This is a genomic window from Leisingera sp. M527, from assembly GCF_025141525.1.
GTDB lineage: Bacteria > Pseudomonadota > Alphaproteobacteria > Rhodobacterales > Rhodobacteraceae > Leisingera.
This window is the reverse complement of the sequence record NZ_CP081037.1, coordinates 699,980-721,070: the sequence shown is the minus strand read 5'-3', so window position 1 is coordinate 721,070 and position 21,091 is coordinate 699,980. Positions and strand designations below refer to the sequence as shown.

The 21,091-nt window shown below is 62.9% G+C and carries 19 protein-coding genes; 14 read left to right on the top strand and 5 right to left on the bottom strand.

Annotated elements, in window-relative coordinates; all coding sequences use genetic code 11:
• The first annotated feature begins 115 nt into the window (after nucleotides 1–115).
• From mdh to K3555_RS03615, 13 genes are all read left to right on the top strand, one after another.
• Nucleotides 116–1,078: a malate dehydrogenase gene (gene mdh, locus K3555_RS03675; RefSeq protein ID WP_129369877.1), complete on the top strand. Its 963-nt coding sequence runs from the start codon at nucleotides 116–118 to the stop codon at nucleotides 1,076–1,078.
• A gap of 302 nt (nucleotides 1,079–1,380) precedes the next feature.
• Nucleotides 1,381–2,574: an ADP-forming succinate--CoA ligase subunit beta gene (gene sucC / locus K3555_RS03670; protein WP_259990182.1), complete on the top strand. Its 1,194-nt coding sequence runs from the start codon at nucleotides 1,381–1,383 to the stop codon at nucleotides 2,572–2,574.
• A 4-nt stretch (nucleotides 2,575–2,578) separates the two neighbouring features.
• Complete coding sequence (locus K3555_RS03665; protein WP_260007427.1) at nucleotides 2,579–3,130, top strand: hypothetical protein; 552 nt, start codon at nucleotides 2,579–2,581, stop codon at nucleotides 3,128–3,130.
• 76 nt (nucleotides 3,131–3,206) lie between these two features.
• Nucleotides 3,207–4,034 carry a glycosyltransferase family 25 protein gene (locus K3555_RS03660; protein WP_260007426.1) on the top strand — a complete coding sequence of 276 codons (828 nt, stop codon included), beginning with the start codon at nucleotides 3,207–3,209 and terminating at the stop codon, nucleotides 4,032–4,034.
• 13 nt (nucleotides 4,035–4,047) lie between these two features.
• Nucleotides 4,048–4,932, top strand: coding sequence for a succinate--CoA ligase subunit alpha (gene sucD, locus K3555_RS03655; RefSeq protein ID WP_129369873.1), 885 nt, complete (start codon nucleotides 4,048–4,050; stop codon nucleotides 4,930–4,932).
• A gap of 119 nt (nucleotides 4,933–5,051) precedes the next feature.
• On the top strand, nucleotides 5,052–5,807 hold the full coding sequence (locus K3555_RS03650) for a hypothetical protein (protein WP_260007425.1): 756 nt from the start codon (nucleotides 5,052–5,054) through the stop codon (nucleotides 5,805–5,807).
• 7 nt (nucleotides 5,808–5,814) lie between these two features.
• Complete coding sequence (locus tag K3555_RS03645; protein WP_260007424.1) at nucleotides 5,815–8,766, top strand: 2-oxoglutarate dehydrogenase E1 component; 2,952 nt, start codon at nucleotides 5,815–5,817, stop codon at nucleotides 8,764–8,766.
• Nucleotides 8,767–8,778: 12 nt separating this feature from the next.
• Nucleotides 8,779–10,302 (top strand): 2-oxoglutarate dehydrogenase complex dihydrolipoyllysine-residue succinyltransferase, encoded by a 1,524-nt coding sequence (gene odhB / locus K3555_RS03640; RefSeq protein ID WP_260007423.1) that lies wholly within the window; start codon nucleotides 8,779–8,781, stop codon nucleotides 10,300–10,302.
• Between the two features lie 157 nt (nucleotides 10,303–10,459).
• On the top strand, nucleotides 10,460–10,759 hold the full coding sequence (locus K3555_RS03635; RefSeq protein WP_260007422.1) for a hypothetical protein: 300 nt from the start codon (nucleotides 10,460–10,462) through the stop codon (nucleotides 10,757–10,759).
• Entirely contained in the window at nucleotides 10,756–11,148 is a 393-nt protein-coding gene (locus K3555_RS03630; protein ID WP_260007421.1) for an MAPEG family protein, read from the top strand. Before K3555_RS03635 ends, K3555_RS03630 begins: the two co-directional genes overlap by 4 nt.
• 166 nt (nucleotides 11,149–11,314) lie before the next feature.
• On the top strand, nucleotides 11,315–11,584 hold the full coding sequence (locus K3555_RS03625) for a hypothetical protein (RefSeq protein WP_260007420.1): 270 nt from the start codon (nucleotides 11,315–11,317) through the stop codon (nucleotides 11,582–11,584).
• A gap of 70 nt (nucleotides 11,585–11,654) precedes the next feature.
• Nucleotides 11,655–13,046, top strand: a complete 1,392-nt coding sequence (gene lpdA / locus K3555_RS03620; protein WP_260007419.1) for a dihydrolipoyl dehydrogenase — start codon at nucleotides 11,655–11,657, stop codon at nucleotides 13,044–13,046.
• A gap of 119 nt (nucleotides 13,047–13,165) precedes the next feature.
• On the top strand, nucleotides 13,166–13,474 hold the full coding sequence (locus K3555_RS03615; protein ID WP_259990163.1) for an EthD family reductase: 309 nt from the start codon (nucleotides 13,166–13,168) through the stop codon (nucleotides 13,472–13,474).
• 100 nt (nucleotides 13,475–13,574) lie between these two features.
• On the opposite strand, the gene K3555_RS03610 is transcribed toward K3555_RS03615, so the two are convergent.
• The 3 genes from K3555_RS03610 to K3555_RS03600 are packed head-to-tail and all read right to left on the bottom strand — an operon-like array spanning nucleotide 13,575 to nucleotide 15,894.
• Nucleotides 13,575–14,324, bottom strand: a complete 750-nt coding sequence (locus K3555_RS03610; RefSeq protein ID WP_260007417.1) for a 1-acyl-sn-glycerol-3-phosphate acyltransferase — start codon at nucleotides 14,322–14,324, stop codon at nucleotides 13,575–13,577.
• A complete protein-coding gene (locus K3555_RS03605; RefSeq protein WP_259994683.1) occupies nucleotides 14,321–15,220 on the bottom strand; it encodes an ABC transporter permease in 900 nt (299 codons plus the stop codon). The genes K3555_RS03610 and K3555_RS03605 overlap by 4 nt, the downstream gene beginning before the upstream one ends.
• Nucleotides 15,217–15,894 (bottom strand): cell division ATP-binding protein FtsE, encoded by a 678-nt coding sequence (locus K3555_RS03600; protein WP_259990158.1) that lies wholly within the window; start codon nucleotides 15,892–15,894, stop codon nucleotides 15,217–15,219. The genes K3555_RS03605 and K3555_RS03600 overlap by 4 nt, the downstream gene beginning before the upstream one ends.
• A gap of 217 nt (nucleotides 15,895–16,111) precedes the next feature.
• Here K3555_RS03600 and K3555_RS03595 point away from each other — a divergent pair, with 217 nt between their 5' ends.
• On the top strand, nucleotides 16,112–17,077 hold the full coding sequence (locus K3555_RS03595; RefSeq protein ID WP_260007416.1) for a zinc-ribbon domain-containing protein: 966 nt from the start codon (nucleotides 16,112–16,114) through the stop codon (nucleotides 17,075–17,077).
• 78 nt (nucleotides 17,078–17,155) lie between these two features.
• On the opposite strand, the gene K3555_RS03590 is transcribed toward K3555_RS03595, so the two are convergent.
• Together K3555_RS03590 and lysA are read right to left on the bottom strand one after the other, a co-directional pair.
• Nucleotides 17,156–19,774: a TIGR02302 family protein gene (locus K3555_RS03590; RefSeq protein ID WP_260007415.1), complete on the bottom strand. Its 2,619-nt coding sequence runs from the start codon at nucleotides 19,772–19,774 to the stop codon at nucleotides 17,156–17,158.
• Nucleotides 19,775–19,811: 37 nt separating this feature from the next.
• The gene (gene lysA / locus K3555_RS03585) at nucleotides 19,812–21,077 is read right to left on the bottom strand and encodes a diaminopimelate decarboxylase (protein WP_260007414.1); all 1,266 of its coding nucleotides are present in this window, start codon (nucleotides 21,075–21,077) and stop codon (nucleotides 19,812–19,814) included.
• Nucleotides 21,078–21,091: the final 14 nt, after the last annotated feature.

Below are 21,091 nucleotides of genomic sequence, written 5' to 3'. Positions count from 1 at the left end.
ATCAGCGCAGCATACATAAGTATACCGAACCCTTTGCCGCAGTGCGGAACCCTTGCACGGCGGGCCGTTACGCCGTAGGCATCAGGAAATTTCAACCGGACCGGAGACATTCCCAATGGCACGACCCAAAATCGCCCTCATCGGCGCAGGTCAGATCGGCGGCACCCTTGCACATCTCGCAGCCCTCAAGGAACTCGGCGACGTCGTGCTCTTTGACATCGCTGAAGGCACCCCCGAAGGCAAGGCGCTGGACATCGCACAATCCGGTCCTTCCGAAGGCTTTGACGCCAGCCTCAAAGGCACCCAGTCTTACGAGGACATCGCAGGCGCCGACGTCTGCATCGTGACTGCCGGCGTGCCGCGCAAGCCGGGCATGAGCCGCGACGACCTTCTGGGCATCAACCTGAAGGTGATGAAATCCGTTGGCGAAGGCATCCGCGACCACGCGCCGGACGCATTTGTGATCTGCATCACCAACCCGCTGGACGCGATGGTCTGGGCGCTGCAGCAATTCTCGGGCCTGCCCGCGAACAAGGTCTGCGGCATGGCCGGCGTTCTGGACTCCGCCCGCTTCCGCCACTTCCTGGCGGAAGAATTCAACGTCTCCATGAAAGACGTCACTGCATTTGTGCTGGGCGGCCATGGCGACACCATGGTGCCCTCCGTGCGCTATTCCACCGTCGCAGGCATTCCGCTGCCCGATCTGGTCAAGATGGGCTGGACCACCCAGGAGCGCCTGGACGCAATCCTGCAGCGCACCCGTGACGGCGGCGCAGAAATCGTGGGCCTCTTGAAAACCGGCTCTGCTTTCTATGCGCCGGCCACCAGCGCCATCGAAATGGCCGAAGCTTTCCTGAAAGACCAGAAACGCGTGCTCCCCTGCGCGGCCTATTGCGACGGCGAGCTGGGCGTAAAAGGCATGTATGTGGGCGTACCCACCGTGATCGGCGCCGGCGGCATCGAGAAGGTCGTGAACATCCAGCTGAACGAGGAAGAGCAAGTCATGTTCGACAACTCGGTCAATGCCGTAAAGGGCCTGGTCGAGGCTTGCAAAGGCATCGACGGTTCGCTGGCCTGAGCCTTTTAGCCTTACACAGATCAGAGGGTCCGCTTTGGCGGGCCCTTTTCTTTTGCTTCGGCACAACCGGACCGGCGACTGACGCTTTTGGCCTACGATGCGGCGGTGGCAGCGCATGGGGGCCGGCTTCGAATCACCGCCGTTAAGCTTCCGATAATTTGTGATCACACCCCCAAAAACCGTGATCACAAAACTCGAAAATCTTCATCATTTCCCCGCACCCTGTCAAAAAAGCCTTTAACACTTGGCTTTAAGACGGCCTATTGAAGCCAGACAATTGCAGCCAGACGGGACAGTTTCAGATGAACATCCACGAATATCAGGCCAAAGCCCTCCTTCGCAGCTACGGTGCTCCGGTGTCAGACGGCAAAGTGGTGCTGAAAGCCGAAGACGCCAAAACCGCCGCAGGTGAACTTGACGGCCCGCTCTGGGTGGTGAAGGCGCAGATCCACGCAGGCGGCCGCGGCAAGGGCTCCTTCAAGGAGGCCGACGCCGGTGAAAAGGGCGGCGTGCGCCTGACCAAATCGGTTGAGGAAGCCGCCGAGGAAGCCAAGAAGATGCTGGGCCGCACCCTGGTGACCCATCAGACCGGCCCGGCGGGCAAGCAGGTGAACCGTATCTATATTGAGGCCGGCTCCGGTATCCAGACCGAGCTGTACCTGGCGCTGCTGGTTGACCGCCAGACCTCGCGCATCTCCTTTGTCTGCTCCACCGAGGGCGGCATGGACATCGAGGAAGTGGCCGCCGCCACCCCGGAAAAGATCCTGTCCTTCTCCGTCGACCCGGCCACCGGCTATCAGGCCTACCACGGCCGCCGCATCGCCTTCTCGCTCGGCCTGGAAGGCGCGCAAGTCAAGCAATGCGTCAAACTGATGGGCCAGCTCTACAAAGCTTTCGTCGACAAAGACATGGAGATGCTGGAGATCAACCCGCTGATCGTGGCGGACGATGGCAGCCTCAAGGTACTGGACGCCAAGGTCGGCTTTGACGGCAACGCGGTCTACCGCCACGCCGACGTGGCCGAGCTGCGCGACACCACCGAGGAAGATCCGAAAGAGCTGGAAGCCTCGAAGTACGACCTGAACTACATCGCGCTGGATGGCGAGATCGGCTGCATGGTGAACGGCGCCGGTCTGGCGATGGCCACCATGGACATCATCAAGCTCTATGGTGCCGAGCCTGCCAACTTCCTTGATGTGGGCGGCGGTGCAACCAAGGAGAAGGTGACCGAGGCGTTCAAGATCATCACCTCGGACCCGCAGGTCAAAGGCATCCTGGTCAACATCTTCGGCGGCATCATGCGCTGCGACGTCATCGCCGAGGGCGTGGTTGCCGCAGTCAAGGAAGTCGGCCTGAAAGTGCCGCTGGTGGTCCGCCTGGAAGGCACCAACGTCGAGAAAGGCAAGGAGATCATCAACACCTCCGGCCTCGACGTGATCGCCGCCGACAACCTGAAAGACGGCGCCGAGAAAATCGTAAAGGCCGTGAAGGGCTAAGGCCGTGAAGCCGGCCCAGATTCTTGCGGCGCTTGCGGTGGTTTTGACCGCCGGTTGTGCCAGCCTGAACCTGGGACCGGATGCCTACGAGCTTGCCAACATCAAGGACAGTAACATCGTGCCGAAAAGCAGCCCAACAGCCTTTGTCAAAACCTTTGACAAATTCTGCACCAAAGGACCGCGTGACTCGCAGGCCGCAGAACGGCTGTTGCGCGCGTCCAGCTATGTGCCCCTGCGGCGCAGAGCGCGGAATGGCGGGCGCGTTTATGTTGTTGATGACCGGCGGCCGGCAGTGGCTGTGTCCAGCCGTGGATGCATGGTTCAGGCGCACTCCAGGACCGGGCAGACCGAGCGGGTCCGCCGCTATGTGGCGGCCGCCTTCCCGTCAGCCGTCCGGGTTCCGGCAGACCGGCTCAAGCAACACAGGTTTGAGGAAGCTTGGGTCCTCTCCGGCGACCAGCATGGCATTGTTGCAACCCGGCGTACGGTGGAAAGCGGCAATCACAGCAACTACGCCCTGGTGCTTTACCGGACCAACGGCCCCGTGAGGTACTAAACGTGTCACCCGCCAAGAAGATCAACAGGCAACGGCTCAGCCTCATCCAGCCATCCATGCCGGAAAGGGCCACCTCGTGAAAGCCGCCGTCTACCTCATAGGCTTGCAGCAGGCCACAGGCCGGGCGGAGCTGATGCAGCGGGAGCTGGATCAGGCCGGGCTGTCTGCTGTGCGCATCGATGCGGTGGACAGTACCCAGGTCAGCCGAGAGGAAATGCTGAACCAATGCGCACCAGAAGGCAACTGGGGCTATTTCCAGACCAAGGACATGGCCTGCACCCTCAGCCATGCCAAGGCCTGGGAGGCGTTTTTGGCATCAGACGCCGATGTGGCGCTGATCCTGGAGGATGACGTCTTCCTGTCGCCCGACACCGGCGCCTGGCTGAACGACCTGTCCTGGTGGCCGCAGGATGCCGGTATCGTCAAATTCGAACGCTGGCGGGCCAAAAAGCTGCAGGTGGCGCTTTGCAAGGATGGCTTTACCCACATGGGCCGCGAGGTGCGCCAGATGCTGTCGCGCCACGCGGGCGGTGCAGCCTATGCGGTCTCCCGCCGGGCGGCGCAGCATCTCTTGGACAGCCGTCCGTTTGAAATCACGCTCGACAATCTTCTGTTTAACTTTGACGCCTCAAAGCCTGCGCGCAGCATCAAGGTCTATCAGGTCCAGCCCGCATTGGCCGAACAGGGCAACGAGGCCCCCGGCGAACATGCCATCGGCCCGGCGCGCCACCGCCCCAAGGGCTGGCCGCTGATCCGCCAGAAACTCCGGCGCGGGATCTATGAATTCCGCGGCGGCTTCAGAGTATTTCCCAGTGTGGTCCTGGGGCGGGCCACCCTCGAAAAAATCCGCTTCGACGGCCGCTCCCTGGCCACCCCGCAGAACCAACAGACACATACCGCTTGAAGGAACCGACATCATGGCAGTCCTCATCGACGAAAACACCAAAGTTATCTGTCAGGGCTTCACCGGCTCGCAGGGTACTTTCCACTCTGAACAGGCCATCGCCTATGGCACCAAAATGGTCGGCGGCGTCACCCCCGGCAAAGGCGGCCAGACGCATCTGAACCTGCCGGTCTTCAATTCCGTGCATGAAGCCAAGCATGTGACCGAAGCCAATGCCTCGGTGATCTACGTGCCGCCGCCGTTTGCCGCGGATTCCATCCTCGAGGCGATCGACGCCGAAATGGAAGTCATCGTCTGCATCACCGAAGGCATTCCGGTGCTGGACATGATGCGGGTGAAGCGGGCGCTGGAAACCTCCAAATCGCGCCTGATCGGCCCCAACTGCCCCGGCGTGATCACCCCGGACGCCTGCAAGATCGGCATCATGCCCGGCCACATCCACCGCCGCGGCTCGGTTGGCGTTGTCTCCCGCTCCGGCACCCTGACCTATGAGGCGGTGAAGCAGACCACCGATGTGGGCCTCGGCCAGTCGACCTGCGTCGGCATCGGCGGCGACCCGATCAAAGGCACCGAGCATATCGACGTGCTGGAATGGTTCCTGGCCGATGACGAGACCGAAAGCATCATCATGATCGGCGAAATCGGCGGCTCCGCCGAGGAAGAAGCCGCGCAGTTCCTGGCCGATGAAGCCAAGAAGGGCCGCTCCAAGCCGGTTGCCGGCTTCATCGCAGGCCGCACCGCGCCTCCGGGCCGCCGTATGGGCCACGCAGGCGCGATTGTCGCCGGCGGCAAAGGCGGTGCTGACGATAAGATCGAAGCAATGAAATCCGCAGGCATCGTGGTCGCCGAAAGCCCGGCGGGCCTCGGCGAAGCGGTTCTGAAAGCGATCGGCAAGTAAGCATGCCCCGCCTGGCAGACATACTGAGGGCAGCGCCCGTCCGCGGGTGGGTGCGTAGCACCCGCCCATGGGGGCGGACGGGCGCTGCCCGGCGGTGCCGCCGGGCGGGACTGTGCCTATTGGCTCTTGGACTAAGTTCACCTGTTAAAGCTGAAGCGCTTCAATATCAGGACTTTGTCAACCTCGTATCAGCCTGCGCTCTTGAGACCAGTTATGACTTTGAGAAGCGTGGGGCAGTTGCACGTCTTCAGAATGAGCTTTCGCTACAACCGCTTCGTCAAAACGACGAAACCGAATTCGCAGCCGCATCATTGCATGCTGGGTTGACCGGACCGTTTTCTTCTCCTGAAAATCTGACTTCGGAAGCCCTCGGCAAGTTCTTCTCCGACGATGCAGTGTCCAAACGTTGGTACGATAGGATTCACGAACGAAACGAAGGGGAACTGATCTCTACAGAGCCACCTTTGTTGTTTCGTGAATTCGCAATGTTGGACAGTGAAGAACGTGAGCGTTCGTTTTGGTGGTTTAACGGCGGGCAAAGGATGCCCGTTAAATTTGGCCTGTCAAGTTTGAGCAGAAGTGCATTCCCCGTCTGTACTGTCGCAAACATCCCGAAGAACTGGGCAACCGCTCTTTTGTCAGACCAAGAACTGCGATTTGGCGCATCCAAGGCCAAAAACTATGAGCACTTCACCGCCAAGATTGATACATCCCCAAGCATTTTGAACTCTCTGTTCCACTCGGCAACCGGGCGTAAACCCGAACACGACATGCTGCATGCTGAGATTAACCTGATGCAGTTTCCCGACTTCTTACCCGAGGGAAGTAACTCTTCCCCTTGGGTGCTCACCGTCAAGACAATCCCGACCCTGTGAGGCTAAGATGACCGAACAAAGCCCCAACGACCTCTTCCACGCCTCCTCTTTCATGCAGGGGCACAATGCGGAGTATCTGGAGCAGCTTTATGCCCAATACGCCAATGACCCGAATGCGGTGGATGCCGCCTGGGCCGAGTTTTTCCGCCAGATGGGCGATGCCGAACTGGACGTGAAGGCCGAGGCCGCGGGCCCCTCCTGGGCGCGCAACGACTGGCCGCCGGCGCTGGATGATGATCTCACCGGCGCGCTGACCGGCGAATGGCCGGCCCCGGCCGAGGCCAAGGGTGCCGGCAAGAAGATCAGGGACAAGGCTTCCGCCAAGGGCGTTGAGGTCACCGATGATCAGGTGCAACGTGCCGTTCTGGACTCGATCCGCGCCCTGATGCTGATCCGTGCCTACCGGATCCGGGGCCATCTGGCAGCCGACCTTGACCCGCTGGGCATGCGCGCCGCCGCGGCGCATCCGGAGCTGGACCCCAAGACCTACGGCTTTACCGACGGCGACTTGGACCGGCCGATCTTCATCGACAATGTACTGGGGCTGCAGGTTGCCACCATGCGGCAAATTGTCGATATTGTGAAGCGCACCTACTGCGGCACCTTTGCGCTGCAGTACATGCACATCTCCGATCCCGAGCAATCCGCCTGGCTGAAAGAGCGGATCGAGGGTTACAACAAGGAAATCACCTTTACCCGCGAAGGCCGCAAGGCGATCCTCAACAAGATGGTCGAGGCCGAAGGATTCGAGAAATTCCTGCACGTCAAATACACCGGCACCAAGCGGTTCGGCCTGGACGGTGGCGAGAGCCTCATTCCGGCGATGGAACAGATCATCAAACGCGGCGGTGCGCTGGGGGTGTGCGACATCGTGATCGGCATGCCGCACCGCGGCCGTCTGTCGGTTCTGGCCAATGTGATGCAGAAACCTTACCGCGCCATCTTCAACGAATTCCAGGGCGGCAGCTTTAAGCCCGAAGACGTGGATGGCTCCGGCGATGTGAAATACCACCTTGGCGCGTCGTCCGACCGCGCGTTCGATGGCAACAATGTGCATCTCAGCCTGACGGCCAACCCCTCGCACCTTGAGGCGGTGAACCCGGTGGTGATCGGCAAGGTCCGTGCCAAGCAGGACCAGCTTGGCGACACCGACCGCAGCAAGGTGCTGCCGATCCTGCTGCATGGCGACGCGGCTTTTGCCGGCCAGGGCGTGGTGGCGGAGTGCTTTGCGCTGTCGGGCCTCAAAGGCCACAAGGCGGGCGGCACCATGCATATCGTGGTGAACAACCAGATCGGCTTCACCACCGCGCCGCATTTTTCACGTTCCTCCCCCTACCCCACCGACAATGCGCTGGTGGTTGAGGCGCCGATTTTCCACGTCAACGGCGACGACCCCGAGGCGGTTGTGCATGCCGCCCGCGTCGCCACCGAGTTCCGCCAGAAGTTCCACAAGGATGTGGTGCTCGACATCTTCTGCTACCGCCGGTTCGGTCACAACGAAGGCGACGAGCCGATGTTCACGAACCCCTTGATGTACAAAAAGATCAAGGGCCACAAAACCACGCTGACGCTCTACACTGACCGGCTGGTCAAGGATGGTCTGATCCCCGAGGGCGAGATCGAGGACATGAAGGCCGCCTTCCAGGCGCATCTGAACGAAGAGTTTGAGACCGGCAAGAATTACAAGCCCAACAAGGCCGACTGGCTGGACGGGCGCTGGTCGCATCTGGACAAGAAAGACGCCGATTACCAGCGCGGCCGCACCGCGATCGCGCCGGAAACCCTGTCTGAGATCGGCGCCTCGCTCAGCCGGGTGCCCGATGGTTTCCCGATGCACCGCACCGTGGGCCGGTTCCTGGATGCCCGCGGCAAGATGTTTGAAACCGGCCAGGGCTTTGACTGGGCGACGGGCGAAGCGCTGGCCTTTGGCTCGCTGCTGCTGGAAGGCTACCCGGTGCGCCTTGCCGGCCAGGACGCCACCCGCGGCACCTTCTCGCAGCGCCATTCCGGCATCGTCAATCAGGAGACCGAGGAGCGCTACTACCCGCTCAACAACATCCGCGCGGGCCAGTCGCAATACGACGTGATCGACTCCGCCCTGTCGGAATATGCGGTGCTGGGCTTTGAATACGGCTACTCGCTGGCGGAACCCAACGCGCTGACCCTGTGGGAAGCCCAGTTCGGCGATTTTGCCAACGGCGCCCAGATCATGTTCGACCAGTTCATTTCCTCGGGCGAGAGCAAATGGCTGCGGATGTCCGGCCTCGTCTGCCTGCTGCCGCACGGGTTCGAGGGACAGGGTCCTGAGCACTCCTCAGCCCGGCTGGAACGCTTCCTGCAGATGTGCGGCCAGGACAACTGGATTGTGGCCAACTGCACCACGCCTGCAAACTATTTCCACATCCTGCGCCGCCAGCTGCACCGCACCTTCCGCAAGCCGCTGATCATGATGACTCCGAAGTCGCTGCTGCGCCACAAGCTGGCGGTCAGCAAGGCGGAAGAGTTCACCACCGGCTCCAGCTTCCACCGGGTGCTATGGGATGATGCCCAGCACGGAAACTCCGACACCCAACTGGTGGCGGATGACAAGATCAAGCGTGTCGTCATGTGCTCGGGCAAGGTCTATTACGATCTCTTGGAAGAACGCGATGCCCGCGGCATCGACGATGTTTATCTGATGCGGGTGGAGCAGTTCTATCCGTTCCCGGCCATTTCCATGGTCAAGGAGCTGGAACGCTTTAAACAGGCGGAAATGGTCTGGTGCCAGGAAGAGCCCAAGAATCAGGGCGCCTGGAGCTTCATTGAGCCCAACATCGAATGGGTGCTGACCCGCATCAAGGCCAAGCACACCCGGCCCGTCTATACAGGCCGCGCCACCTCGGCCTCGCCCGCAACCGGTCTGGCCAGCCAGCACAAAGCCCAACAAGCAGCCCTCGTGAACGAAGCGCTGAGCATCTGAGGATAAAGAGACATGACAACCGAAGTCCGCGTACCCACCCTGGGCGAATCCGTGACCGAGGCCACCGTGGCCACCTGGTTCAAGAAACCCGGCGACTCCGTCAATGCCGATGAAATGCTCTGCGAGCTGGAGACTGACAAGGTGACGGTCGAAGTGCCCTCGCCTGCCGCAGGCACCCTGGGCGAGATCGTCGCCGGTGAAGGCCAGACTGTCGGCGTCGACGCACTGCTGGCCACCCTGTCCGAGGCCAATGGTGCTGCCGCTGCCCCTGCCGCCGCAGCACCGGCTCCTGCTGCTGCGCCCTCCGGCGGCGATAGCGCACCGGTGCCGGTCATGGTTCCCGCGCTTGGCGAGTCAGTTTCCGAGGCCACCGTTTCTTCGTGGTTCAAAAAAGTGGGCGACAGCGTCGCGCAGGACGAAATGCTGTGCGAACTGGAAACCGACAAAGTGTCGGTAGAGGTGCCCGCCCCGGCTGCCGGCGTGCTGACCGAGATCATCGCCGCAGAGGGTGCCACCGTCCAGGCTGCCGCGCAGCTGGGCGTGATCGCTGGCGGCGCAGCCGGGTCTTCCGCGGCCCCTTCCGCACCTGCCGCCGCCCAGAACCCGGCTGCCGCCACCACGTCGGCGTCCAAGGATATTGCCAACGCCCCCTCCGCGGAAAAGGCGATGGCCGAGGCAGGCCTCAATGCGGCGCAAGTCAGCGGCAGCGGCCGTGACGGGCGCATCATGAAGGAAGACGTTGCTGCTGCCGTGGCCGCCGCCAAGGCCGCACCGCCTGCCGCTCCGGCAGCGCCGGCACCGGCCCAGGTGCGCGGCCCGGTCACTGCAGATGATGCGGCGCGCGAGGAACGGGTAAAGATGACCCGCCTGCGCCAGACCATCGCCAAGCGCCTGAAGGACAGCCAGAACACCGCCGCCATGCTGACCACCTACAACGAGGTCGACATGACCGAGGTGATGGCCCTGCGCAACGAGTACAAGGACCTGTTCCTCAAGAAGCACGGCGTGAAACTGGGCTTCATGTCCTTCTTCACCAAGGCCTGCTGCCATGCGCTGAAAGAGGTTCCGGAAGTCAACGCCGAGATCGACGGCACCGACATCGTCTATAAGAACTTCGTGCACATGGGTGTTGCCGCCGGCACCCCGACCGGCCTGGTTGTGCCAGTGATCCGCGATGCCGATGCGATGTCCTTTGCCGCGATCGAAAAGGCGATTGCCGAGAAAGGCGCCCGCGCCCGCGATGGCAAGCTGTCGATGGCGGAAATGCAGGGCGGCACCTTCACCATCTCCAACGGCGGCGTCTACGGCTCGCTGATGTCCTCGCCGATCCTGAACCCGCCGCAGTCCGGCATCCTGGGCATGCACAAGATCCAGGACCGTCCGATGGCCGTGGGCGGCAAGGTGGAAATCCGCCCGATGATGTATCTGGCGCTGAGCTATGACCACCGGATTGTCGACGGCAAAGGCGCTGTGACCTTCCTGGTCCGCGTCAAGGAGGCGCTGGAGGATCCGCGGCGTCTGCTGATGGATCTTTAAACCTTTGAGGGGAAGGCCTTGCCAGCCCTACAATATCAGCGCGCCCAAGATTGGTGAAAGTCCCAGCTATTGGGCGCGCTGGTGCGGGATAAAGTGCCCCGATTGCGGGCGCATTCAGTCAACGCTGGCTATGATGCGGACAAACCCTTGGAGGGGTGTGAATAGGACCGATTTTCACCTTTGCGGAACCTGCGGAACACATCTCTTTCTGACCGGCAAGTTCCGCAACAGGCGTTTCTTCCTAGTAGTCGTGCCCTTTTTTTTCTTTGTGATGGTGCTCACCTCAATCGCATTTAACTGGTTGGGTTGGGTGACAGCTGAGGGGCCGGACAAAGGCGAACCAACATTTGGTGCCGGACTTTTGATTGGGAAAGCTGTTTTCAGCATCATAAGTGCCGTCAATGGACGCCGGGAAGAAGTCAAAAGTGTCAAACTTGAATGCAGTTCAACCCAATGACCCTCCCGCTCTGGGGCCTTGTCTGCCTCTCGATCCTCGCCCTGATCCACGTGAGCTGCGACAGCTTCCTCTTGAAGCTCTCGGTCGGCAACGCCTGGACCGCAGGCCCGCGCGACAGCTCCGTCAGCCGCAGCGCACTCGCAGGCCGGGCACGGCGGGCCTTCACCAACTTCCTGGAAACCGCCCCTGTCTTCATCAGCCTCGCGCTGGTCGCGGAACTGGGTGGCCTCAAAAGCGCTCTGATCACCGGCGGGATTTATACCTACCTCAGCGGCCGCGTCCTCTACCTGCCTGCCTACCTCATCGGCGTGCCCTACCTGCGCACCGCCATCTGGCTCATCGCCACCAGCGGCCTTGCCGCGATGCTTGCGGGAGTGCTTACGGCATGATTATTCACCTTTGCCGAAATACTCCGGGGGAGGCCTGTCAGGGCCGGGGGCAGCGCCCCCTTTCTGCACACCTGACCACAGAACATGCCTTAATTGAGTGGAATCAAAGCGCTCCCTTGCCAATGCAGTGCACTCTGCCTGCAGAAAACACAAAGGAGTAACTCCAATGGCAACCCATGTTCTCTGGCAGGCTGATGTGGCCGATTTCACCGCTTGGCTGACCGTTTTCCGGCAAGACAAGGCCAACCGCCAGGCCGCAGGCATCACCGACATGAACGTCTGGAGCGATCCGGACCGCACAAACCACGCCGTGGCGCTGTTCGCGATCACTGATCTGGAGAAGGCGCGCGCCTTCTTCGGCTCGGAAGAGCTCGCTATGCACCTTGAACGCGACGGGGTCACCAATATCTCGATCAAGATGTTGACCCCCGTCTGATCCTAAGACCACTATCCCCTCATGCGTGTTCCGCCAAACGGAACCAGGGAGAACAGAGGAAAACCAACCCATGTCCCAATATGACGTCATCGTAATCGGCGCCGGCCCCGGCGGCTATGTCTGCGCCATCCGCTGCGCCCAGCTGGGACTGAAGACAGCTGTGGTCGAGGGTCGCGAAACCCTTGGCGGCACCTGTCTCAATGTAGGCTGCATTCCGTCCAAGGCATTGCTGCATTCGACCCATCTGCTGCATGAGGCAGAGCACAACTTTGCCCATATGGGCCTCAAGGGCAAATCGCCGTCGGTCGATTGGGACCAGATGAAGACCTACAAGGATGAGGTCATCACCCAGAATACCGGCGGCATCGAATTCCTGTTCAAGAAGAACAAGATCGACTGGATCAAGGGCTGGGCCTCGGTCCCCGCGGCGGGCAAGGTGCAGGTCGGCGACGCGGTGCATGAGGCCAAGAATATCGTGATCGCCACCGGCTCGGTGCCGTCCTCCATTCCGGGAGTCGAAATCGACGAGAAGATCGTGGTCTCCTCCACCGGCGCGCTGGAGCTGCCGAAGATCCCCAAGAAGCTGGCCGTCATCGGCGCAGGTGTGATCGGGCTGGAGCTGGGCTCGGTCTATGCCCGTCTGGGTTCGGAAGTGACCGTGGTGGAGTACATGGATGCGGTCTGTCCGGGGATGGACAAGGACGTGCAGCGCAGCTTCAAGCGGATCCTGGAAAAGCAGGGGCTGAACATCATCCTGGGCGCTGCGGTGCAGGGAGTGGAGACCACCAAGACCAAGGCCAAGGTCAAATACCAGTCCAAGAAAGGCGGCGATGAGGTGACACTGGATGCCGATGTGGTGCTGGTTGCCACCGGGCGCAAGCCCTACAGCGAAGGCTTGGGGCTGGACGCGCTGGGTGTCAAACTGACTGAACGCGGCCAGATCGCCACAGACGATCACTGGCGCACCAATGTGCCCGGCGTCTATGCCATCGGCGACGTGATCGAAGGCCCGATGCTGGCGCATAAGGCCGAGGACGAGGGCATGGCAGTTGCCAGTGTGATTGCGGGCAAGCATGGCCATGTGAATTACGGCGTCATTCCGGGCGTCGTCTACACCACGCCGGAAGTGGCCACCGTGGGCGCCACCGAGGACGCGCTGAAGGCCGCAGGGCACAAGATCAAGACCGGTAAATTCATGTTCATGGGTAATGCGCGGGCCAAGGCCGTCGGCCAGGCCGAGGGCGGTTTTGTCAAGATCATCGCCGACAAGGAAACCGATCGCATCCTGGGCGCTGCGATCATCGGTCCGGCCGCGGGCGACATGATCCACGAGCTGTGCGTGGCGATGGAATTCGGCGCCTCGGCCGAGGATGTGGCGCTGACCTGCCACGCGCATCCGACTTATTCCGAGGCGGTGCGCGAGGCCGCCCTGGCCTGCGGCGACGGGCCGATTCACAGCTGAACCTGGCAAGTCACCGAACATATCAAAGGGCAGCTCGCCGCAGCTGCCCTTTTTCGATTGGCACGGCTGGCGATCCGCTCTTTACTGAGCCTCGATTTCACCCCGCAGGAGGCACCGCCATGGCCGTTTCTTTACAAGTCATCTACCCCGTCAGTGACGGAAGAAAATTCGACTACGCCTATTACGCGGACACCCACATGAAGGTTGTCGACCAGCACATCGGGCCGCATCTGCAGTCAATTGTGGTGACCAAGGGGCTGGCGGGCGGGCCGGATGTCCCGGCGCCGTTTTTTGCCATCGCCACGATGACCTTTGCCGATCAGGCGGCCATGGATACCGCGATGCAGGCAGCAGGGCCGGCTCTGGACGACATTCCGAACTTTACGGACGTCCAGCCGCAGGTTCTGATAGGCGAAGTCCTCCGCTGATACAGCCCGCCCGGCACCCGCCGGGCAAAAAATTCTTCAAAGAATTTTGCCAAGAAAATTCGAATTTTCTTGGCCCCGGCTAGCATACCGCTCCGGCGGGTCAGGCCCGTTGCTCAGCCGCGCCCGGGTCAAACCCGGCTTCCCGCATCAGTTCATCCGACCGGCTTTCTACCCGCATCTCCAACTGCGCCATAAATTCGTCCCGGCTGCTCCCCGGTTGCATCGGTTCCAGGAACTCCACCACTGCAAGGCCCGGCTTGCGGTAAATACCGCTGCGCGGCCAGAACACGCCGACATTGGTGGCGGCCGGAACGCAGGGCTGGTTCAGCCCCTCATACAGCACTGCAGTACCTATCTTATAGGGCTTGCGGTCGCCCGGGGCCACGCGGGTGCCTTGGGAATAGATGATCAGCTGGCCCGGCTCGCGGCTTTGCGCGGCGACATCCTTGACCATCTTGGCAATGGCCGACCCGCGCCGGCCGCGGTTGACAGGCACGCAGCCCAGACGTTTGGCATAAACACCGATCACCGGGGTCCACATCAATTCGCGCTTCATGATGAAGCGGGCCGAGGGTACAGCGTTGAAGATGATCAGGATATCCAGGAAACTTTGATGCTTGGCGGCGACAATCACTTCATCAGAGGGCACTTGGCCACGGACTTCGGTCTGAATGCCAACCATCCAGCGCGCGGTCCACAGGACCCAGCGCGCATAAGACTTACAGGCCGTGCGCGCACCCTTGGGGGATACCGCGGCCCAGGGAGCAAACAATAGCCCCAGCACCAGCATTGCCAGATACATCTGCAGCAGAAAGACAGCTGAACGCAGCCATTGAACCGGGTTTTTCACGACAGTGCTCCCAAACGTTTGGTGGCGGCTCGGGTGGTGGCGGCAAAGGCCACCAGCGCGCCCAGTACCGGGATCACCAGCGGTACCAGCCAGCCCCAGCCCTGAAAGCCGAGACCGGTCAGGAAGCCGCCTTCATCCGAGGCTTCCGGCATCAGCCAGACGCCAATCATGCCAAGGGCCACCCCCGCTGCAGCGCCGCTTAAGGCGCGCAGAGTAAAGCGGCGTATAAAAGCCTGGGCGATATAGCTGTCCAGCGCCCCGACCAGCCGCAGAACCTCGATCACCTGCGCATTGGCGGCAAGGGCCGCATTGGCGGCCAGGGTGATCATTGCCGCCGTTGCGCTGCCGATCAGCAGGATCGACACCCAGGCCAGCCTGCGAAGCGACCGGGCGGCATCGACCAGCGGGGCACGCCAGCGGGTATGGTCATCCAGAACCGCGCCCGGCACTTCGGCCTGCAGCCGCAGGCGCAGCCCGGCAGCGTCATATCCGGGGTCCTCGCCGGTGACTTCGATCAGCTGCGGCAGCGGCAGGCTGCCAACCGGCAGGCTGGAGCCGAACCAGGGCGCCAGCAGCGCCGCCTGTTCCTCTCCCGACAGCGCGCGTGCGGTGGCCACACCCGGTGTCTGGCGCAGAATCTCCAGTGCCGCCTCGGTCTGTGCTGCGCGTTGCTCTGCCGGCGCGTTGATGCGCAGGGTTGCAGCCCGCGCCAGCTCTGAGGCCCATTGGTCTGCCAGCCGCCCGGAGGCCATCGACAACGCCAGCGCAAAGACAGCAAGAAAGGCCATCGCGCCGGAAACAAACAATGTCAAATGGGCGGTAAAGCCGCTTGGCGGCACCACCCGGTTGGCCTGGGTATCACCCAGGATCAGCCTGCGCAGTTTGCCCTCGGTCATAGGTCCGCCCCCGCCAGCTGCAATTGACGGTTGGAGATCCGCAGCACCCGGGCCTGCACCTGGTTCTTGGCCGCCCGGATCAGCGACAGATCATGGGTCGCCACAAGAATGGTCTTGCCCATCCGGTTCAGCTCGACCAGCAGCTGCAGCAGCCGCTGCGACATTTCCCAGTCCACGTTACCCGTCGGTTCATCCGCGATAATCACATCCGGCGACAGGATGACTGATCGGGCCAGCGCAGCCCGCTGCCGCTCACCGCCCGACAATTCCGGCGGCAGCGCATGGGCACGTTCGGACAGGCCGACCCAATTCAGGAGCTCGCGCAGGTTGGGTTCCTCATGCGTCAGCTCCCGCCCGGAAACCAGCAGCGGCAGGGCGATATTCTCGATCACCGGCAAATGGTCCAGGAACCGGCAATCCTGGTGCACAACCCCGACGCGGCGGCGCAGATGGGCCATCTGATCGCGGTCCAGCCCCTTTACATCCATGTTAAAGGCCCGCACCCGGCCAGAGGTCGGCATCAGCGCGCCATAGCAAAGTTTCAGCAGCGTCGTCTTGCCCGCGCCGGACGGGCCGGTCAGGAAATGAAAAGAGCCTGGCGCCAGCTGCACTGACACCCCGTCCAGCAGTTCGCCGCCGCCGTAATTATAGCCCACGTTCTCCAGCTCGATCACTGCTGCCCCCCGATTGCGCCGCAGATTGCGCGCTTTGGTGTTTTGCCCCAAGGGACCAGCAGTTTCAATGGGGCTCTGTTGCCAGGAAACCCCCGCCGCCGCCAGGCTGAGGCGGCGACGGCAATTGACCCTTTCACCGGGCTGCCGGCCTGCATATAATCCCTTGAAAAACAACCTGCCGCCTGCTGGCCGGCAGGATGGTGCCGAGGAGAGCATGATGCGCCTGACCTGCCCGAATTGTGCAGCCCAGTACGAAGTTCCCGAGGACGTGATCCCCGACGAAGGCCGGGATGTGCAGTGTTCCAATTGCGGCCAGACCTGGTTTCAGGCGGCAGCGGGGGCTGTTGCAGCACGCACCGCTGGGGAAGACGCGCCGGACACGGGCGCAAACGGCGAAGCACTTTCGCAAGCAGCAGAAGAACACCCGGAGCCGGACATGCCCGGGGATGTCCCAGAGGAAACCCCGGACCAAACCACAGGCGAAACCCCGGACGCCCCCCCTGCACCTGTTCCGGAGCCGCAGGTTCCGGCGGAGCCCGCAGCCGGCGCACCGGAGACCCGCGTAGAGGATGATCCGGACGGTCAGCCGGGCGCGGATGAAACGGAAGCCGCAGACGAGGACCCCCCGGCGCCGCCAGCGCCGCAGCGGACCCGCGCTCTGGATCCTGCCTTGTCCGATATCCTGCGCGAGGAGGCCGAGCGCGAAGTCTCGCTGCGGGCGGCTGAGGGCCACGGCCTGGAAACGCAACCTGATCTGGGTCTCGAGGAAGCCGCAACGCCGGAAGACGAGGCCGCCCGCCGCAGCCGCCAGGCCCGCGACCGGATGGCCCGCATCCGCGGTGAAGACCCGCGCCAGCTGGCCGCAGCTGAAACCGGCTCGCGCAAGGAATTGCTGCCGGATATCGAAGAAATCAATTCAACTTTGCGCTCTGCAGGCAGTGCGGCCCCTGCACCGCAGGCCGCCTCGGAAGAATTGCCGGTGCGGCGCAAAAGCGGCTTTGCCCGCGGGTTTTCACTGTCGGTGATTGCCGCATTGATGCTGGTCATGGTCTATGACAACGCGCCGCTGATCTCGGAAAAACTGCCGCAAGCGGATCCGGCGCTCAGCAGTTATGTCGGCTGGGTGGATCAGATGCGGCTGTGGCTGGATGGCCAGGTCAGATCCCTGACCAGCACCCAGTAACGCCGCCCCCGTAACACCGTTCGGTCAGCGTCCTTTTCCTGGCATTTAAGACATCCGGTTGCCGCTGGCGGCCGGGTTTCAGAACCTGTCCAGCAGCCGTTGCAGGTAATTACGCTCCCGCTCGCTGCGCTCACGCTCTCCTGCCCGGCGGCGGATGTCCTCCAGCAAATTCCAGGCGCGGCGGTAGGCATTGCCCTCTCCCACCTTGCCGCCATCATCCACCGATCCGTTGCCGCGGCCCAGCGGGTCCAACCGCTCGCCCTCAGCCGTGGCCGAAGGTTGCCCCTGGCCATTGCGCTGGCCGTCTTCGCGCTGCGCCAGCGCTTCGCCCAGGTTGCGCATGCCTTCGCGCAGCGCTTCCATCGCCTCGGACTGCTGGTCAATCGCCTCGGCCATATCACCGCCGCGCAGTGCATCTTCTGCGCCCTCCATCGCACGGCCCGCCCGGTCCAGGGCTTCGCGGGCGGCATCGCCGGCCTCACCGTCCAGATAGGGCAATCCCTCTTGCTGGCGCTGCAATTGCCGGCGCAGGGACTGCTGGCGGTCTGCAAGCGAGCCGCCCGCGCCCAGCTGCTCGCGGCCATCAGGGCCGGAGCCTTCGGGATTGCGGCTGTCCGCACCATCACTGCCTTGTCCGTCCTGGCCGCTGTCACCGCCCTGCCCGCCCTGATGGCTCTGGCCGCGGCCCAGACCGCCGTCACGGCCTTCGTTACCCTGGCTCTCGCCGCTGCGGGCGCCGGGGTTGAACTGCTCCTGCAGGTCGCGGAAGGCCTGATCAGACAGCCCCTGCTGCTCCCGCAGGGTTTCGCCCAACCCCTCCATCGCCTGGCGGCCCTCGTCGCCCTGGCCCTGCCCCTGCTGCGCGCGGGTCATCCGCATGTTTTCCATCATTTCCTGAAACTCGCGCAGCGCCTGCTCAGCTTCGGCCATGCGGCCCTGCTCCATCAGCTCCTGGATGCGGTCCATCATCGCTTGCAGGTCATCCTGGCTGAGGGTCATCATGTCCTCGGGCATCTCGCCCGGCTCCATTACCTCGCCGTTCGCCTCTGCCTGCCGGCTCAGCTGGCGCATATAGTCCTGGGTCGCCTCGCGCAGCTCCTGCATCAATTGGGCGATCTCCTGATCGCTGGCGCCATCGCGCATGGCCTGGCTCAGCCGTTCCTGCGCCCGCTGCATCCGTTCCAGCGCGTCGCCCACGTCACCCTCTTCCAGCTGGATCGCAAGATCCCACAGCGCTGCGGTGATTTCCGCCTGTTGCGGCTCGGGAATGCTGCCCTGCACAGTATAGCTTTCCAGCCGCCGCAGGATGGTGCGCAGCCGCAGGTAACCGCCATAGTCGCGGAACAGGCCTTCGGGGCGGTGCGACAAGGTGCGCAGGATCTGCGCCACCCGCGGCGCATTTGCACGCGCCCACAACAAATCCCGGCGCTGCTCGATCACCGCAGCCGCCAGCGGGTCAAAGAAACGGCGCGTGACAAACTCGGAGCCAAAGCCCGCAGCGGCGGCCGATTGCTCAGCCTCATCCACCGCCGAAAAGGTAAAGACCACCGGCAGGTTGGCCCAAGCATGCCGGGCGAAATCTTCGATCAGCTTTTCGGTGAATTCCTTGCGCGAGCCTGACAGCGGCAGCGGCAGATCCAGCACAAGCGCCTCGCGCGGGTCGGGGTCTGCCGCCAGCCCGTGGCGCCGCTCCACCGCAGCCAGATCCAATGCTATCCGGACCTGACCCGCGGCGACGCCATAGTCATCGCGGGCCGCAAAGGCCAGCGTTGTGTAGCCGTCATTTTCCAGCTCCGGCTGGCCCGCAACCGCGACTTTGGGCGGATGATCCGGGATCACCTCCACCTGCCAGCTGCGCCCGCCGGAGCCATCGATTGAAACTGAGCCGCTGCGGTTGACGTCGAATTCGATCGCACCGTCCAAGTCCGGCGGCTGTTCTGCGCTTTGGCCTGTGACGCTCTGCGACAGGTTGAGCACCCCCGCCTCGCCATAGAACCGCAGGGTGACGCGGCTGCCTTCCGGCAGCTTCAAGATACCCCCGGCTTGATCGTTCAAATACAGAACCGGCAGGCGGGTATAGGCGGGCGGCTCTGCCCAGCCTTCCCAGGCCGGTCCGCTGAGGACGGCTGTACCCTCCGCTCCCAGCTCCTTGATCGACACTGCTTGCCAGATCGACCCGAACAGCAGCGCCACCGCCAGAAACAGCCCCGCAACGTATCGCAACGCATAAGGGTCCGCTGCGGCAACGTTCAGATCCGGTGCAGGCGCCCGCGCCTGTGCCGCGGCCTCAGCCATCCGGCGCTGATGCGCGTTCCACAAGGCGATCGAGGCGGCGTCCTCTGCCCCGATCGCCTGGGTGTCCAGCATCGCTGCAACCGGCCGCTCCGGCAGGGTTTCGTCCAGACGCGCCAAAGCCTCGCCCCGGGCAGGCCAGCGGAACCTCCAGGCACCCCAGCCCGCGGCAGCTGCGGCACTCACAACAATAGCAATTGAAGCGGCCCAAACCGCTGTTTCCGGCAGCAGCAGATGCAGGCCCAGCATCAGCGCCGCCAGCGCCGTCATCAGCACCGAGGCCAGCGGCCAGAAGCCCCGCATCGCCCGTTCGGCCACAAGTCCGGCCTGCGTCAGCAGCACAGGCCAGCGCAGGCGTTTCAGGACCGGATCGGCCTGCCGGTCATCTCGGCGGAACAAGGACATACGGGCCTCACGTTCTGATGGCCCGCGCCGGATCGCGTCAGAGCCACTCCGGGATGGTATCGCGGTTTATCATCTCTTCATAGTCCGGCCGCCGGCGAATAACCGCAAATTGATCCCCATGCACAAGCACTTCGGGGATCAAAGGCCGCGAATTGTACTCGCTCGCCATCACCGCGCCGTAAGCACCGGCACTGCGGAAAGACACCAGATCGCCCGCCGCCAGAGGCGGCAGATCGCGCTGCTTGGCAAAGGTATCGCCGGTTTCGCAAACAGGGCCGACAATGTCATAAGGCTGGCTCTCGGCACCTGGCGCAGGCTCCTGCACTGGCACAATATCGTGATGCGCCTCATACATCGCCGGGCGGATCAGGTCGTTCATCGCTGCATCCAGGATCAGGAAATCACGGCCCTCGCCCGACTTCACATAGATCACCTTGGACACCAGCTGGCCCGCGTTGCCGGCAATCAGCCGCCCCGGCTCAATCTCGATTTCGCAGCCCAGATGGCCCAGCGACTCCTTGACCATCTTGCCGTATTCCACCGGCAGGGGCGGCGCGGTGTTGGAACGCTCGTAAGGAATGCCCAGACCGCCGCCCAGGTCAAGGCGGCGGATATCGTGGCCTTCGCCGCGCAGGGTTTCCGTCAGCTCCGCCACCTTTTGATAGGCAAGCCGGAACGGTTCCAGATCGGTCAGTTGCGAGCCGATGTGGACGTCGATCCCGACCACCTCAAGCCCCGGCAGCGCAGCAGCGCGGGCATAAACCTCACGCGCGCGGGCAATCGGGATACCAAACTTATTCTCGGATTTACCGGTGGCAATCTTGGCATGGGTCTTGGCGTCCACATCCGGATTGACCCGGATGGTGACGGGGGCCACGGCGCCCAGCTCCAGCGCCACGGCGCTGATCACTTCCATTTCCGGCTCGGATTCGACGTTGAACTGGCGGATGCCGCCGGTCAGGGCCACCCGGATTTCCTCTGCCGTCTTGCCGACGCCGGAAAAAACAATCCTGTCCCCCGGAACCCCCGCGGCCTTGGCCCGCAGGTATTCGCCCTGGCTGACCACATCCATGCCCGCCCCGGCCTCGGCCAGAGTTTTTAGGATCGCCTGATTGCTGGCGGCCTTCATCGCATAGCAGACCAGGTGCTCAGTGCCCTCCAGCGCCTCGTCAAACAGGCGGAAGTGGCGCAGCAGAGTTGCGGTGGAATAGACGTAGAACGGAGTGCCCACCGCCGCGGCGATCTCGGAGATGGGAACGTCTTCGGCGAAAAGCGCGCCGTCGCGGTAGAGAAAATGATCCATGGCCCCGCGTTTAG

What these genes read in the sequence shown, in the direction of transcription:
- mdh (WP_129369877.1), top strand. Translation starts at nt 116, where the DNA reads ATGGCACGACCCAAAATCGCCCTCATCGGCGCAGGTCAGATCGGCGGC.
- sucC (WP_259990182.1), top strand. Translation starts at nt 1,381, where the DNA reads ATGAACATCCACGAATATCAGGCCAAAGCCCTCCTTCGCAGCTACGGT.
- sucD (WP_129369873.1), top strand. Translation starts at nt 4,048, where the DNA reads ATGGCAGTCCTCATCGACGAAAACACCAAAGTTATCTGTCAGGGCTTC.
- K3555_RS03645 (WP_260007424.1), top strand. Translation starts at nt 5,815, where the DNA reads ATGACCGAACAAAGCCCCAACGACCTCTTCCACGCCTCCTCTTTCATG.
- odhB (WP_260007423.1), top strand. Translation starts at nt 8,779, where the DNA reads ATGACAACCGAAGTCCGCGTACCCACCCTGGGCGAATCCGTGACCGAG.
- K3555_RS03630 (WP_260007421.1), top strand. Translation starts at nt 10,756, where the DNA reads ATGACCCTCCCGCTCTGGGGCCTTGTCTGCCTCTCGATCCTCGCCCTG.
- K3555_RS03625 (WP_260007420.1), top strand. Translation starts at nt 11,315, where the DNA reads ATGGCAACCCATGTTCTCTGGCAGGCTGATGTGGCCGATTTCACCGCT.
- lpdA (WP_260007419.1), top strand. Translation starts at nt 11,655, where the DNA reads ATGTCCCAATATGACGTCATCGTAATCGGCGCCGGCCCCGGCGGCTAT.
- K3555_RS03615 (WP_259990163.1), top strand. Translation starts at nt 13,166, where the DNA reads ATGGCCGTTTCTTTACAAGTCATCTACCCCGTCAGTGACGGAAGAAAA.
- K3555_RS03605 (WP_259994683.1), bottom strand. Translation starts at nt 15,220, where the DNA reads ATGACCGAGGGCAAACTGCGCAGGCTGATCCTGGGTGATACCCAGGCC.
- K3555_RS03595 (WP_260007416.1), top strand. Translation starts at nt 16,112, where the DNA reads ATGCGCCTGACCTGCCCGAATTGTGCAGCCCAGTACGAAGTTCCCGAG.
- K3555_RS03590 (WP_260007415.1), bottom strand. Translation starts at nt 19,774, where the DNA reads ATGTCCTTGTTCCGCCGAGATGACCGGCAGGCCGATCCGGTCCTGAAA.
- lysA (WP_260007414.1), bottom strand. Translation starts at nt 21,077, where the DNA reads ATGGATCATTTTCTCTACCGCGACGGCGCGCTTTTCGCCGAAGACGTT.